This window comes from Streptomyces sp. NPDC091289 (assembly GCF_044757365.1).
Lineage (GTDB): Bacteria > Actinomycetota > Actinomycetes > Streptomycetales > Streptomycetaceae > Streptomyces.
In genome coordinates this window covers 278,270-293,066 of sequence record NZ_JBIVUT010000008.1, presented here as the reverse complement: position 1 = coordinate 293,066, position 14,797 = coordinate 278,270, and the positions used below count along the sequence as shown (strand labels likewise).

At 71.1% G+C, this 14,797-nt stretch carries 10 protein-coding genes; 6 read left to right on the top strand and 4 right to left on the bottom strand.

The genetic code is table 11. From position 1 onward, the window contains the following. Nucleotides 1-216 precede the first annotated feature (216 nt). Nucleotides 217-1,497: an isocitrate lyase gene (aceA, locus tag ACIQPT_RS13360; RefSeq protein ID WP_401155534.1), complete on the top strand. Its 1,281-nt coding sequence runs from the start codon at nucleotides 217-219 to the stop codon at nucleotides 1,495-1,497. A gap of 135 nt (nucleotides 1,498-1,632) precedes the next feature. Here the strand turns inward: aceA and ACIQPT_RS13355 are convergent, their stop codons facing one another. The 3 genes from ACIQPT_RS13355 to ACIQPT_RS13345 form a co-directional block, all read right to left on the bottom strand. Further along, nucleotides 1,633-2,625 carry a DNA-3-methyladenine glycosylase family protein gene (locus tag ACIQPT_RS13355; RefSeq protein WP_401155532.1) on the bottom strand — a complete coding sequence of 331 codons (993 nt, stop codon included), beginning with the start codon at nucleotides 2,623-2,625 and terminating at the stop codon, nucleotides 1,633-1,635. Between the two features lie 139 nt (nucleotides 2,626-2,764). Beyond that, nucleotides 2,765-3,856, bottom strand: a complete 1,092-nt coding sequence (locus ACIQPT_RS13350; RefSeq protein WP_401155530.1) for a sugar phosphate nucleotidyltransferase — start codon at nucleotides 3,854-3,856, stop codon at nucleotides 2,765-2,767. A 79-nt stretch (nucleotides 3,857-3,935) separates the two neighbouring features. Further along, complete coding sequence (locus ACIQPT_RS13345; RefSeq protein WP_401155528.1) at nucleotides 3,936-5,549, bottom strand: peptidoglycan recognition protein; 1,614 nt, start codon at nucleotides 5,547-5,549, stop codon at nucleotides 3,936-3,938. 150 nt (nucleotides 5,550-5,699) lie between these two features. Here ACIQPT_RS13345 and ACIQPT_RS13340 point away from each other — a divergent pair, with 150 nt between their 5' ends. From ACIQPT_RS13340 to ACIQPT_RS13325, 4 genes are all read left to right on the top strand, one after another. Next, nucleotides 5,700-6,452: a TIGR03089 family protein gene (locus ACIQPT_RS13340; protein ID WP_401155526.1), complete on the top strand. Its 753-nt coding sequence runs from the start codon at nucleotides 5,700-5,702 to the stop codon at nucleotides 6,450-6,452. Nucleotides 6,453-6,631: 179 nt separating this feature from the next. Continuing rightward, a complete protein-coding gene (locus ACIQPT_RS13335; protein ID WP_401155525.1) occupies nucleotides 6,632-8,131 on the top strand; it encodes an LCP family protein in 1,500 nt (499 codons plus the stop codon). Nucleotides 8,132-8,355: 224 nt separating this feature from the next. Then, nucleotides 8,356-10,146 carry an LCP family protein gene (locus ACIQPT_RS13330; protein WP_401155524.1) on the top strand — a complete coding sequence of 597 codons (1,791 nt, stop codon included), beginning with the start codon at nucleotides 8,356-8,358 and terminating at the stop codon, nucleotides 10,144-10,146. A 37-nt stretch (nucleotides 10,147-10,183) separates the two neighbouring features. After that, on the top strand, nucleotides 10,184-11,905 hold the full coding sequence (locus ACIQPT_RS13325) for an LCP family protein (protein ID WP_401155522.1): 1,722 nt from the start codon (nucleotides 10,184-10,186) through the stop codon (nucleotides 11,903-11,905). A 99-nt stretch (nucleotides 11,906-12,004) separates the two neighbouring features. Here the strand turns inward: ACIQPT_RS13325 and ACIQPT_RS13320 are convergent, their stop codons facing one another. Then, nucleotides 12,005-13,033 (bottom strand): glycosyltransferase family 2 protein, encoded by a 1,029-nt coding sequence (locus ACIQPT_RS13320; RefSeq protein ID WP_401155521.1) that lies wholly within the window; start codon nucleotides 13,031-13,033, stop codon nucleotides 12,005-12,007. Between the two features lie 367 nt (nucleotides 13,034-13,400). On the opposite strand from ACIQPT_RS13320, the gene ACIQPT_RS13315 reads away from it, so the two are divergent. Further along, entirely contained in the window at nucleotides 13,401-14,783 is a 1,383-nt protein-coding gene (locus ACIQPT_RS13315) for an LCP family protein (RefSeq protein ID WP_401155587.1), read from the top strand. The last annotated feature ends 14 nt before the right edge of the window (nucleotides 14,784-14,797 follow it).

The window sequence follows — 14,797 nt, the reverse complement described above, 5'->3', positions numbered from 1 at the left end:
GGGCCGGGGAACCGAGCACGATTTCATGCCCTGACGTCGTTCTCCTCGGGATCTCGGACCGGTCGGCCGGGCGCATTGCTTACCGTTCCACCTCGGAGGTCCGGTGGGCCGCACCCAGAAGTCGCGTCACTCAGTGACTCCGGCTTCGCACCCTTCACACGGTCGACCCACATGATCGACCCACACGATCGACCACACGACTTCGGGAGACACGCCATGGCGCAGGCAAGGACGACGGCGGAAGAGCTGGCGCAGCGGTGGGCGAGCGACCCCCGCTGGAAGGGCATCGAGCGCACCTACACCGCCGAGGACGTGGTCCGGCTCTCCGGCAGCGTCCGCGAGGAGCACACCCTCGCCCGGCGCGGCGCCGAGCGGCTGTGGCGTCAGCTCCACGAGCAGGACTACATCCACGCGCTCGGCGCTCTGACCGGCGGCCAGGCCGTCCAGCAGGTCAAGGCGGGCCTGAAGGCCATCTACCTCTCCGGCTGGCAGGTCGCCGCCGACGCCAACCTGGCCGGCCACACCTACCCCGACCAGAGCCTCTACCCGGCCAACTCGGTCCCCAGCGTGGTCCGCAGGATCAACAACGCCCTGCTGCGCGCCGACCAGATCGCCACCGCCGAGGGCGCGGGCGACACCACCGACTACCTGGCGCCGATCGTCGCCGACGCGGAGGCCGGCTTCGGCGGACCGCTCAACGCCTTCGAGCTCACCAAGGCGATGATCGAGGCCGGTGCGGCCGGCATCCACTACGAGGACCAGCTCGCCTCCGAGAAGAAGTGCGGCCACCTCGGCGGCAAGGTCCTCGTCCCCACCGCCCAGCACGTGCGCACCCTCAACGCGGCCCGCCTCGCCGCCGACATCGCCGATGTGCCCACCCTGATCGTGGCCCGCACCGACGCGCTCGCCGCCAACCTGATCACCAGCGACGTCGACGACCGCGACGCTCGGTTCGTCACCGGCGAGCGGACCGCAGAGGGCTTCTACCGGGTGCGGAACGGCATGGACCCGGTCATCGCCCGCGGCCTCGCCTACGCCCCGTACGCCGACCTCATCTGGGTCGAGACCGGCACCCCGGACCTCGCCCAGGCCCGTGAGTTCGCCGAGGCGATCCACGCCGAGCACCCGGACCAGATGCTGGCGTACAACTGCTCGCCGTCCTTCAACTGGCGGGCCGCGCTGGACGACGACCAGATCGCCAAGTTCCAGCGCGAGCTGGGCGCGATGGGCTACCGCTTCCAGTTCATCACCCTGGCCGGCTTCCACTCCCTCAACCACGCCATGTTCGACCTGGCGCGCGGCTACGCCGAGCAGGGCATGACCGCCTATGTCGACCTGCAGGAGCGCGAGTTCGCCGCACAGGAGCAGGGATTCACCGCCGTCAAGCACCAGCGCGAGGTCGGCACCGGCTACTTCGACCAGGTCTCCACCGCCATCAACCCCGCCTCCTCCACCACGGCCCTCACCGGCTCCACGGAGGAGGAGCAGTTCCACTAGGAACTCCCCCCACCGGGGGGGGGGGGGGGGGTTCTGGGGGGGGGGTTCAGGGGCTGAGGTTCAGGGGCTGGAGTTCAGAGGCTGAGGTTCAGGGACTGGGGGGGCAGCGCGCTGGCCCGGCTGGGCTTCAGAGCGCTACAGGTTCGTGATGTTGCCCGGGGTCATCCTCGGGGCCCTGCGGGCCGGGGTGTGGCCCGATAGCAGGATCAGGCGGGTCGCTCGGTGGCGTTGGCCCTCGTACGGGGTCAGGAGGGTCAGCATCTCCTCGTCGTCCGCGTCGCGGTTGTCCGCCAGGGCGTGGCCCACGATGCCCGGGAGGTGCAGGTCGCCGACCGTGACCGCGTCCGCCGCGCCGTTCGAGCGCTGCAGGGTCTCGGTCGAGGTCCAGGGGCCGATCCCGGGGATCAGTTCCAGGCGGGCCTGGGCCTCGGGGAGGTTCATCGTCGCCGCCTCCTCCAGGCGGCGGGCCACGCGTACCGCGCGCAGGATCGTCGACGAGCGCTTGGCGTCGACATTCGCCTTGTGCCATTCCCAGGACGGGATCATCGCCCAGCCGCGCGGGTCCGGCATCACGTGCAGGCCCAGGTCGGAGGTGGGACCCGGGGCGGGAGTGCCGAAGCGGCGGACCAGGTGGCGCCAGGCGCGGTACGCCTCGTCCGTGGTGACCTTCTGTTCCAGGATCGACGGGATCAGCGATTCCATGACCAGGCCCGTACGCAGCAGACGCAGGCCCGGGCGGCGGTGCCTCGTCAGGGCCAGCAGGCGGTGGCGCGGGACGAACGCGTCCGGGTCGTCCTCCGCACCCAGGAGGGCGGGGAGCCCCGCCAGCAGCCAGTCCGCGCCGGGGCCCCAGGCCGCCGCCGCCACCCGGTCGCCGCGCGCCGCCACGCGCAGGGTGCCGGGGCCCTCGGGCGTGCGGGTGGCCCGCCAGAACGTGCCGTCCGCGACCATCCGGAACGTGGGGTCCGCCGGGCCCCGGCGCAGGGGGGCCAGGACCAGACGGAGGTCCAGTGGGCCGGGCGGGGTCCATTCCCGGGTCAGCGGCGGGCCGTCGGGCGAGGAGGACGGAGGGGCCGGCTGCGCCGGCAGCGCCGCTCGCGCGGTGCGGGGGGCGAATCGTCCTGCCACGGGGGCCTCGGGGTCTCGGTGGGGTCTCGGCTTCTCGGTGGTGTCTCGGGGTATTTCGGGGTGTCTCGGGGTGTCTCGGGGTGATTCTGGTGCGGAGGTGGGGTCTCCGCGGGTCCCCTTGAGCGTACGGGTTCGCCGTCTACTGGTCCGAGGAGAAGCGGACCGAGGCGTCCGGCAGGATCGCCCCGCACCAGATCCTGACCCCGTCGCGCAGCTCGTTGTCCGCGCCCACCTGTGCCCCGTCGCCGATCACCGCGCCCGCCAGCACCGTACGGCTGCCGATCCTCGCGCCCGCCCCGACCAGGGAGTCCGTGATGACCGCGCTCGGCTCGACGACCGCGCCTTCCAGGATCGTCGAGCCCTCTATTCTCGCGCCCGCGCCGATCACCGCGTCGGCGCCGACCACCGTACCGCCGGTGAGCTTGGCGTCCGGGGCCACCGAGGCGGTCGGCAGGACCAGGCGGTCGCCGCAGCGGCCGGGGACCGCCGGGGACGGGGCGCGGCCGAGGACCAGGTCGGCGGAGCCGCGGACGAAGGCGCCCGGGGTGCCCAGGTCCAGCCAGTACGTGGAGTCGACCATGCCCTGGAGGTGGGCGCCGGAGGCGAGGAGTCCGGGGAAGGTCTCGCGTTCGACGGAGACCGGGCGGCCGGACGGGATGCTGTCGATGACCGAGCGGCGGAAGATGTACGCCCCGGCGTTGATCTGGTCGGTGACGATCTCCTCCGGCGTCTGCGGCTTCTCCAGGAAGGCCGTGACCCGGCCCGTCGCGTCGGTCGGCACGAGGCCGAAGGCGCGCGGGTCCTCGACCCGGGTCAGGTGGAGGGAGACATCCGCACCGGAGTCGGTGTGCGAAGTGACCAGGGCCCGGATGTCGAGCCCGGTCAGGATGTCGCCGTTGAAGATCAGGACCGGTTCGTCCGGCCCCGAGGACAGCTTCGGCGCGACGTTGCGGATGGCTCCGCCGGTGCCGAGCGGCTCCTGCTCGGTGACGTACTCGATGTGCAGGCCGAGCGAGGAACCGTCGCCGAAGTACGGCTCGAAGACCTCCGCCAGGTAGGACGTGGCGAGCACGATGTGCTCCACCCCGGCCGCCCTGGCCCGCGCCAGCTGGTGGGTGAGGAAGGGGACACCCGCCGCCGGGACCATCGGCTTCGGGGTGTGCACCGTGAGCGGGCGCAGCCGGGTGCCTTTGCCACCGACCAGGAGGATCGCTTCTTTTGCCTCTGTCACAGCACCGTCTCTGCTTCCTGCTGGGGCCTGGCCTGGATGTGGCTGGCCAGTCTAAGCAGACCGGTCGGATATGCCCCGGTCAGCGGCCCTGCAGTTTGGCGGAGCTGGTCCGGGCCGTGCCGAGCTTCTTGTAAAGACGCGCTCCGGGACATTCGGTTGCGAAGCCGTCCCGATGGCCCGAGATGACGTTCATCTTGACCTTCACGCCTGCCTTGTACTTGTTGCTGCCGCCGGAGGTGAGAGTGACCTTGCCCTTGGGGTTGGCCCCGAACAGGCCGAGCTTCCAGGCGGTGAGCTTGGAGACGGCGGTCACCGCGGCGGCGGGCGGGTTGGTGGAGGTGTAGGTGCCGAGCACCGCGACCCCCATGGTGTTGGTGTTGAAGCCCAGGGTGTGCGCTCCGAGGACCGCCTTCGCGACGCCGCCGGCCCGGCCCTCGTAGATGTTTCCGCACTTGTCGACGGCGAAGTTGTAGCCGAAGTCGCGCCAGCCGCTGCTCTGGACGTGGTAGCGGTAGATGCTGCGGAGCACCGAAGGGGCCTGCTTGCAGGTGTAGTTGTTGCCGGTCGCGCTGTGGTGCACGAAGGCCGCCTTGACGGTCTTGGTGTACGCGAAGTTCCGCTCGCGGAGCTTCTCGTCGGCGCCCCAGCCCTTACGGGTGACGATCTTCGGCCGGGGTCCGATGTACGGCTTCGCCCCGGCGGCGACGATCGCCGCCTCCTCCTCCGTCTCCGCCTTGGTCAGCGCGGGGATCTCGGCCGCGCCGAGCGGTGCGAGGTCCGCGTTGACGGCCGAGGTGGCGGCGGATTCGGCGGTGAGCGCCTCCGGCACGGCCGTCGTCGTCGTGGGCGGCGCCGGGTTGGCGGCGAACCTCGCCGGGGTGGCGGATCGGCCTACGGGGGCCGCCCGGCCCGCCGGAGCCGCCCGGCCCGCCGGAGCGGCGTCGGTGGCCGCGGCGTCGGCCTCGGCGGGTTCCTGGGCGGATTCCTCTGCCGGTTCCTCGGCCGGTTCTGTTACGGGGTCCTCGCCGGGGTCGACGAGTTCCAGGCGCAGTCCTTCGGGGAGCGGTACGGCGGCGGCCCGGTTCTGCGGATCGGCCGCCTCCGGACGTACGCGTACCTCCACGCCGTCCGAGTCGCCGACCCAGAGCGGGGCCGTCGCGCCACGCACGGCGCCGGACTCCCGCTCGGCGCTGCCGAGGTCGGCGGCGTGCTCGGCGTTGTGGGTCTCGACGTCCTGCCAGTCCGACCAGCTCGTGCCGCCGGTCGCCCGGGTGCGGACCTGGACCGTGCCGTGCAGTTCGGCATCGGCGTCGTCCCAGACCACGCCCACCAGGGAGAACGGGCGGGCGTCGCGCCGGTCCAGGCCCTGGCCGGCCGCCGCCGGGCCCACGGTGCGGTCGGACGGTGCGGCGAGGGGCTTCAGGGGCAGGGACTGCGTCGAGCCCGCGGGCTCGGCCGCGCGGGTCTCGCGGCCCCGTGCCGACGGTGCTTCCGCCTCGTCGGGGGCGGCTTCGGCCCGTACCGACGACGGCGGGCCGGACCCCGGTGATTCGGGGGACAGGGAAGGCGGCCCGGCTGTGACGGAGTGCGGAACCGAGGCCGGGACCGGGGCGGACAGGGCTGGGGCGGCGAGCGGCAGGGTGAGGGCCGCCGCGCAGGTGACGCCGACTGAGGTGACCAATAGTGCACGCATACGCACGATCCTGGCCATACAGTTACGACTCCGGCTACCCGGACATCGGCCTCGCCATGACGCCCCGTCCGCCGAACCGTCTGCCGAACCGGTGTACGTGACACCCGTTCAGCCCGCCCCGCACAGCGCCCCCGGCGTAGGCTTGCGCGGATGAACTCCAGCGACCGCACCCCTGCCGACCTGCTGCGATCCGCCCTTGCCGCGGACCCGGCCCGCCCCCTGGTCACCTTCTACGACGACGCCACCGGAGAACGCGTCGAACTGTCGGTGGCCACCTTCGCCAATTGGGTGGCCAAGACCGCCAATCTGCTCCAGGGCGACCTGGCCGCGGAGCCCGGGGACCGGCTCGCCCTGCTGCTCCCCGCGCACTGGCAGTCCGCGGTCTGGCTGCTCGCCTGCTCCTCCGTCGGGGTCGTCGCCGACGTCCAGGGCGACCCGGCCGCCGCCGACCTCGTCGTGACCGGCCCGGACACCCTGGAGCGGGCGCGGGCCTGCCGGGGTGAGCGCGTCGCTCTCGCCCTGCGTCCGCTGGGCGGCCGGTTCCCGCAGGCGCCCGAGGGATTCGCGGACTACGCGGTGGAGGTGCCGAGCCAGGGCGACCGCTTCGCGCCCTTCGCCCCGGTGGACGCCGACGCTCCCGCGCTGGCCGTCGGCGGGATGGAGCTGACGGGTGCGCAGCTCGTCGCCAGGGCCCGCGAGGACGCCGGCGCCCTCGGGCTCGTACCGGGGTCCCGGCTGCTCACCGGGCGTACGTACGACACCTGGGACGGGCTGAGCGCCGGTCTTTTCGCGCCACTGGCGGCCGGTGGGTCCGTGGTGCTGTGCCGCCACCTCGGCCAGCTGGACGCGGACGGTCTCGCCCAGCGGACCGAGAGCGAGCGGGTCACCAACACCGCGGTATGACAAGCGCCCTGAGGTCCACTCGTCCGGCCCACAGCGGGCCGAGTCCTCGGTACTCAGCTCCGGAGCGGGTAGATGATCGGGCGGTACAGACCACTCTCCTGGCCGTGCACAACCAAGCGTGAGTTTCAGCCGTCTACTCCTGCGACCGGCGGCCCCTCTCGCGCCGCCGAACGTGAAGGATGGACGCAGACGTGACCGACAGTGCTGGCCCGCCGTCCGACCCGGACCACTCGGCCGGGGACAAGCCGCAGGGCAGGTCGCAGGAAGAGTCCGGGACCGAGGGCGTGCCCCCCGAGGGCGGAGCCCCGGAGGACGTGCCCTCGGAGGACGCGCACTCAGAAACCACGGCCCCGGAACCCGCGCCCTCGGAGGGCGGGACCCCGGAGGACGGGACCCCGGAGGACGCACCCTCGGAAGGCCGGGCCTCGGAAGGCCGGGCCCCCGAGGACCCGACCCCTGGCGCCGTCGAGCCCGAAAAGGCCGGGTCGGCCGGTGACGGCGTGCAGACCTGGGCCGACCAGCCCAAGGACGGCATCGTCGCCGCGCGCAAGCGCCACTGGCTGCGCTGGACCGCGCTCGCCGTCTCGCTCCTCGTGCTGGTCGGCGCGGGGACGAGCTGGTGGCTCTACAAGAAGCTCGACGGGAACATCACCACCGACACGAGCGCCGCCGCCGAGCTGAAGGCGTACGAGAAGGAACGGCCGACCCCGGTCGTCATGGACGCGCAGAACATCCTGCTCATCGGGTCGGACAGCCGGGCCGGGGACAACCGTAAGTACGGCCGGGACGACGGCGGCAGCCAGCGCTCCGACACCACGATCCTGCTGCACCTCGCGGCGGACCGGAAGAGCGCGACGGCCGTGTCGCTCCCCCGCGACCTGATGGTGGAGATCCCCAGCTGCTCCACCGCGGACGACAAGAAGACCCGGGAGCAGTTCACGCAGTTCAACGCGGCGTTCGAGCTCGGCGGCACCGCCTGCACGATCCGCACCGTGGAGAAGATGACCGGCATCCGTATCGATCACCACATGGTCGTCGACTTCAACGGCTTCAAGGACATGGTCGACGCCGTGGACGGGGTCGAGATCTGCCTCAAGGAGCCGATCGACGACAAGGACGCGCACTTGGAGCTCCCGGCCGGCCGGCAGACGCTGAACGGTGAGGAGGCCCTCGGCTACGTACGGGCGCGCAAGTCCCTCGGCAACGGCAGTGACACCGAACGGATGGAGCGCCAGCAGCAGTTCCTGGGCGCCCTGGTGAACAAGATGCAGAGCAACGGCGTCCTGCTCAACCCGACGCGGCTCTACCCGGTGCTGGACGCGGCGACCAAGTCGCTGACCACGGACCCGGGGCTGGACTCGCTGCGTGACCTGTACGACCTGGTGCGCGGGATGCGCGACGTACCGACCGAGCAGGTGCAGTTCCTGACCGTACCCCGGCAGCCGTACCGTAACAACGCGAACCGGGACGAACTCGTCGAACCGGACGCGGGCGATCTGTTCAAGCAACTCCGCGAGGACCGGCCGGTCGCCGTGGTCCCGGCCGACGAACTCGAGGAAGCACAGCAGGACCGGGAAAGGGAGCAGGACGGAGAAGCGGACGGCGCCGGGTCCGAAAGTCCGACGCCCACACCCACCTATTCGGGTTCGAGTGCGGCGGACGACCTGTGCAAGCAGTAAAGCAATTGCCAAGACAGAGAACACAATCGACGCGTAATGGGAAGAATGCCCGGTTGTAAGGGGCGTTGAATGTGTCACGCCCGTCGCTCGACGCGGAATCGGCCGGATAGTGTGACGCGATCCGGTGCTTCCGGCCATCAGGTCGTGCACTGCTGGAGCGAAGGAACGAGCGCCTTGCCGGGGGAGGGCGCCTCGCGTGGCACCGACGGAGGACGCAGGCAACCGTGGACGCGCACAGTCGTGGACGGGCGGACGATATCGACCCCGCCGACCAGTGGGTACTCAACCCGCACACCGGTAATTACGAATTGCGACTGGACCACTCCGCTGGGGAGTCGAGCAGCCCTTCGCGTACGGCCACGGCTGCCGGAGGAACCGGTCGCCGCGGAGAGTCCCGGACCAGTGAGTCCAGGGCCGGTTCGGGGCGTCGCGGGGCCGCCGGTACGCGTGAGCGTGAGGGCGCCCAGGACGCGCCGCGCCGTGAGGTGCCCGGTCAGCGCAGCCGCCGCGGCTCCCAGGGCGGCGGGCGCGGCACGGAACCGCCCGCGTCCGGCCGCCGGAAGCGCAAGCCCAAGAAGTCGCGCAAGAAGAAGGCGCTGCTGTGGACGGGCGGCGTCATGGCGTTCGTCGTGGTCGGCGCCTCGCTCGGCGTGTACGTCCTGTACCAGAAGCTCAACGGCAACATCGACACCATCGACGTGGGCGACGCCGGCAGCAAGAACGTCCTCGGCGACGGCCCGATGAACATTCTGATCATCGGCACCGACAAGCGCACCGGCAAGGGCAACGAGGGCTACGGCGACAAGGGCAGCGCGGGCCACGCCGACACCACCATCCTGTTCCATGTCTCCGAGGACCGGACCAACGCGACGGCGATGAGCATCCCGCGCGACCTGATGACCGAGATCCCCGAGTGCGAGACGAAGCAGTCGGACGGCACCTCCACGATCATCCCCGGCACCCCGAACGAACGCTTCAACACCAGCCTCGGTCAGAACGACCGCAATCCCGGCTGCACCATGAAGACGGTCGAGAACATCACCGGCCTCAAGCCCGACCACTTCATGATGGTCGACTTCAACGCGGTGAAGGAGCTCACCACCGCGGTCGGCGGCGTCAAGGTCTGCATGGCCAAGCCGGTCGACGACCCGAAGTCCCATCTGAAGCTGCCCGCGGGCGAGTCGAAGGTGGCGGGCGAGGACGCGCTGGCCCTGCTGCGCACCCGGCACAGCTTCGGCAACGAGAGCGACCTCGACCGGATCAAGGTGCAGCAGCAGTTCCTCGCCTCGATGATCCGCGAGATGAAGTCGAGCGACACCCTGACCAACCCGAAGAAGCTGTTCACGCTGGCCGACGCGGCCACCAACGCGCTGACCGTCGACACGGGCATCGGCGACGCGAAGAAGCTGATGACGCTGGCCCAGGAGATCGGCAAGGTCGACACGAAGAACGTCACCTTCCTCACGATGCCGGTCATCGACAACCCGGCCGAGCCGAAGCCGATCACCGTGGTCGTGGACCCGGTCAAGGGTGAGCAGCTCTTCGCGATGATGCGTTCCGACACCTCGCTGACCGAGGTGAAGCAGAAGGAGAAGGCCGCCAAGGGCAAGCAGGCGGCCCTGCTCAAGGGCCCGAAGTCCGAGCCCGCCGACATACGTGTGGACGTCCTCAACGGCGGTGAGATCCCCGGCGCGGCGGGCGCGACCGTCACCTGGCTCCAGAACGAGCAGGGGGTGCTGAAGTCCGCCAACAAGGCCAACGCACCCGAGAAGATCAAGAAGACGACGCTGCAGTACGCGCCCAACCAGGCCGATCAGGCCCGGGCGCTCGCCGCGATGATGGGGCTGCCCGCCGCGGCCATGAAGCAGGGCACCGCCGACGCCGAGGGGCTGGAGGCGATGGTGCTCACGCTGGGGGGCGACTTCAAGGGTGCGGGCCAGCTCATCACCGGGCCCGCGAAGGCTCCGGAGGGCGTCGAGCAGGCAAGCGCCGACAAGGCGGTATGCGCCAAGTGACACCGGGTCACCGCGCCACAGCGGAAATCTGAACAGCATGGGGGGTCCGGTGGGACGGAGCAGCACGCGCGGGGAGGGGACGCGATCACGCGTCCGCGGCACGGGTCAACTCGGCCGGGACAAGAGCCTGTACGAGGGTGACGGCGACGGGCCGCCGGAGGGCGGTGAGGCACCGGCAGGCAGTGAGCGGCCGAAGGGCGGCCGCCGGGCGGCGAAGGGCCGGCGCGGCAACGGCGGCCCTGCCCAGGGGCGCAGCAGCCGCCGCGCGCCCAAGAGCGGCAAGCGGCGCGCACTGCGCTGGAGCGCCTCCGTGCTCGCCGTGCTGATACTCGCCACCGGCGGCGCCGGTTACCTCTACTACGAGTACCTCAACAGCAACATCAAGAAAGGGGAACTGACCCTCGGCGACAAGCAGATGGCCGATCACAAGGCCAACGCCGCCGGTCAGACCCCGCTCAACATCCTGCTCATCGGTTCCGACGCCCGGGACTCCGAGGCCAATCAGAAGCTGGGCGGGGCGAAGGACACCTTCGGGGCACCGCCGCTGGCCGATGTGCAGATGCTGCTCCACATCTCCGCGGACCGCTCCAACCTCTCCGTGATCAGCATGCCGCGCGACACCATGCTGAAGATGCCCAAGTGCACGGCCCCGGACGGCGAGGTCTTCCCGGCCAGCACGGGGGATGTGCAGACCAACGAGAGTCTGGGCCGCGGTGGTCCGGGGTGCACGGTGGCCACCTGGTACGAGCTGACCGGCATCCGGATCGACCACTTCATGATGATCGACTTCGCGGGTGTGGTCTCGATGGCCGACGCGATCGGCGGTGTCCCCGTCTGTGTCGACGCCAACATCAACTCGCGCGGCCGCGACGGCAAGGGCTCCGGGCTGAAGCTGGAGAAGGGCACCACCTCCGTCCAGGGCGAGCAGGCCCTCCAGTGGCTGCGCACCCGGTACGGCTTCGAGGACAACACCGACCTGGGGCGGGCGAAGGCCCAGCACCAGTACATGAACTCGATGGTGCGTGAGCTGCGCAAGGGCACCAAGCTCACCGACCCGGCGAAGCTGACGAACCTCGCCGAGGCGGCCACCAAGGCGCTGACGGTCGACAAGGGCCTCGGCACGGTCAAGAAGCTCTACGACCTGGCCGAGGAGTTCAAGAAGGTCCCGACGAAGCGCATCACGATGTCGACGATGCCCAATGTGTACGGCACCGGCGTGAACGACGGCCGGGTCTACCCGAAGGCGGGCGACGCCGAGCAGCTGTTCCGGATGGTCCGCGACGACATCCCGCTGGACGGCAAGGCCTCCAAGCGGAAGAAGCCGGAGGAGCCCAAGGACCCGTCGGCGCCGGTCGGCGAGATCGCCGTCGCCGTACGGAACGGGACCGCGACCGACGCGCTCGGACCGGCCTCGGGGCGTGCGGGGGACGTGGCGGAGCAGCTGAAGAACGCGGGCTTCGGGAAGACCACCGTCGACCCGGACAACGTGACCGGGGCGGCGCGGACGGCGATCCTGTATCCGAGCGCGGATCTGGAGGGCGACGCGCAGGCGGTCGCCAAGGCGCTCGGGGTTCCGCTGTCGCAGGTGAAGAAGTCCACCGACGTCTCGGGGATCTCGCTCGCCGTGGGCGCGGACTGGCGCGAGGACGGGGCCTACCCGGTGTCCAAGGGCAAGGAGAAGACCCCGGAGTCGGCGGGCGCTCTCAACGGCGACGACGAGAACGCCTGCATGAAGGTCAACCCGAACTACACCTGGTGACGCCGTAACGGACCGTGCGCAGGAGACAGGCGAAGGGCCCACCGCCGAGCGGTGGGCCCTTCACGTACGGAACCGTCCGGCTCAGACGGTCTCGCTGCGTCAGACGGTCTCGCTGCTGTCGGTCATCGCCGGGCGGCGGCTCGCGATGACCCGCTTGGCCAGGGACCGGGGGCTGGTGAGGAAGCCGAAGCCCCAGCACATGTGCATGGTCGCCAGGGCCACCGGGATCTGCGCGCGCGCCTTCAGCGACATGCCCTTGCCCGCGGGCAGCGACCCGGCGACGATCGCGGCCACGTAACCGCCCGGGACGACCAGCGCCCACGGGGTGACGGCCGCGCCCAGGACCAGGCCCGCCGCGATGGCGACGACGGCGGTCGGCGGGGCCAGGTAGCGGAGGTTGATCGAGCCGGGGTGGTAGCGGGCGACGACGTGGCGCCAGCGGCCGTAGTCCTTGTACTGCTTGGCGAGCGCCTTCACCGAGGGGCGTGGGCGGTACTGCACCTTCAGCTCGGGCGAGAACCAGATCAGCCCGCCGGCCTCGCGGATGCGGAAGTTCAGCTCCCAGTCCTGGGCGCGGATGAACTCGACGTTGTAGCCCTCCGCCCGCTCCAGCGCCTCGCGGCGGAAGACGCCCAGGTAGACGGTCTCGGCGGGGCCCGCCTGGCCGCCGGTGTGGAAGGCCGCGTTGCCGACGCCGATCTTCGAGGTCATCGCGGCGGCGACGGCGTCCTCCCAGGCGTTCTCGCCCTCGGCGTGCATGATGCCGCCGACGTTCTGCGCGCCGGTCTCCTCCAGGAGGCGGACGGCGGTCGCGATGTAGTTCGGCGAGAGCATGCCGTGGCCGTCGACCCGTACGACGACGGGGTGGCGGGAGGCCTTGATCGCCGCGTTGAGGGCGGCGGGGGTGCGGCCGGTGGGGTTGGGCACGGTGTGGACCCGGGGGTCCTCGGCGACCAGTTCGGCGGCGATCTCGTCCGTGCGGTCGGCGGAGGGGCCGAGCGCGATCACGACCTCCATCTCACCGGCGTACTCCTGCTCCAGGATGTGCCGGACCGAGTTCCTGAGATGGCGTTCCTCGTTGAGCACCGGCATGATCACGGAGACGGCGGGGTACTGCGCGGCAGACATGTGGTCCTCAGGGGGTCCTCGGGGGCGCCAGGGGTCCGCGCCCGGGAGGCGGGCACCCCAGGGGGGCGGCGTTATTCGGCCGCCACGTTACCGCGAATGGGGGACACCGGTGCGCGCGCCGCCCGGTCGCGGGCCGGGGCGGAGATCGTATGGGCCTACCGTGCGATTGGTCCCCTTGGCCCCCGTGTACTTGTCTGTACCGCAGAGGTGTCTCCCTTGCACCCCGGAGGTGTCTCCCCCCGTGCCCACGCCGCAACGACCGCAGCGCCCGCCCCGGCCCCGCCCCGCCGCTCCCCCGCGACGCCGTCCGCCCCAGGGCACCCGGCCGGTCCGCCGCCGCAAGCAGGACGAGCGGCCGCGCTGGGGCATGCGGGTGGCCACCGGTCTGTCGGTGCTGGTGCTGGGGGCCGGTGGGATCGGTCACGCCGTGGTGAGCAGCCTGGAGGGCGGGATCGGCCGGGTCGATCCGTTCAAGGACATGAAGAACCGCCCGCAGGGGGGCCACGGCACGAATCTGCTGCTCGTCGGCACCGACGGCCGGGACACGATCACCAAGGCCGAGAAGAAGAAGTACAGGCTCGGCGGCGCCCCCTGCCACTGCACCGACACGATCATGCTGGTCCATCTGTCGGCGGACCGGCAGCGGGCGAGCGTGGTCAGCCTCCCCCGGGACAGTTACGCGGAGATGCCCGCCCACACCGACCGCACCACGGGCAAGCACCACGAGAGCCACCCGGTGAAGCTGAACGCCGCCTACGCGGAGGGCGGGCCCACGCTGACCGTGCGGACCGTCGAGAACATGACCGGCGTCAAGGTCGACCACTATCTGGAGGTCGACTTCACCAGCTTCATGAAGACGGTGGACGCGGTCGGCGGGGTGAAGATCTGCACGGCCCGGCCGATGAAGGACTCGTACACCGGTCTGGATCTGCCCGCGGGCACCCATGAGCTGGACGGCGGCCAGGCACTCCAGTACGTGCGCTCGCGCCATGTGGACGTGGCCGCCGACCTGGGCCGGATGGAGCGCCAGCAGAAGTTCATGGCGGCGCTGATCAAGCAGGCGACGGGCAGCGGGGTGCTGCTGAACCCGGTGAAGTTCCAGCAGGTCGCCGCCTCGGCGCTCGGCTCGGTCCGGGCCGACGAGGGCTTCGGTACGGAGCAGATGCTGGCGCTCGGCAAGGCGATGAAGGACTTCGGTCCGGCCTCGTCGGAATTCGCCTCCGTGCCCATCGGCAACCCCAGCTTCCCGGTCAAGGGCATCGGCTCCACGGTGCAGTGGGACGCGAAGAAGTCGAAGAAGCTGTTCCAGGCGCTGCGCGAGGACCGGCCGCTGGCCCCCGCGAAGCCGAAGCCCGCCGCCGGTCCGAAGCAGCCGCCGGCCACGCTCGTGGACGTGGCGCCGAAGGAGATCCGGGTGCAGGTCTACAACGGGACCCCGAAGGACGGCCTGGGCCGGACCGTGGACGAGGCGCTGCGGGCCACCGGGTTCACCACCGGCGAGGCCCCGCTCAACGGGGAGCTGCGGGATCTGAAGCGGACGCTCGTGGAGTACGACCCGCGCTGGGACCGGTCGGCGAAGTCCCTGGCCACCGCCCTGCCCGGGAGCGAGCTGAAGGCGGTGAAGGGCCAGGGCGCGCTGATGAAGGTGACGGTGGGCGCGGACTTCACCAAGGTGCAGCGGGTGAAGGCGGAGAGCCGGCAGACGGGCGAGTTCGCCACGGTGACGGGCGACGAGGTGGTGTGCCCGTAGGGCCGTGAGGCGGT

Bases quoted from the DNA above. Each gene is read 5' to 3' on its own strand.
- ACIQPT_RS13340 (WP_401155526.1), top strand. From the start codon at position 5,700: ATGAACTCCAGCGACCGCACCCCTGCCGACCTGCTGCGATCCGCCCTT.
- ACIQPT_RS13325 (WP_401155522.1), top strand. From the start codon at position 10,184: ATGGGGGGTCCGGTGGGACGGAGCAGCACGCGCGGGGAGGGGACGCGA.
- ACIQPT_RS13320 (WP_401155521.1), bottom strand. From the start codon at position 13,033: ATGTCTGCCGCGCAGTACCCCGCCGTCTCCGTGATCATGCCGGTGCTC.
- ACIQPT_RS13315 (WP_401155587.1), top strand. From the start codon at position 13,401: ATGCGGGTGGCCACCGGTCTGTCGGTGCTGGTGCTGGGGGCCGGTGGG.
- ACIQPT_RS13335 (WP_401155525.1), top strand. From the start codon at position 6,632: ATGGACGCAGACGTGACCGACAGTGCTGGCCCGCCGTCCGACCCGGAC.
- aceA (WP_401155534.1), top strand. From the start codon at position 217: ATGGCGCAGGCAAGGACGACGGCGGAAGAGCTGGCGCAGCGGTGGGCG.
- ACIQPT_RS13345 (WP_401155528.1), bottom strand. From the start codon at position 5,549: ATGCGTGCACTATTGGTCACCTCAGTCGGCGTCACCTGCGCGGCGGCC.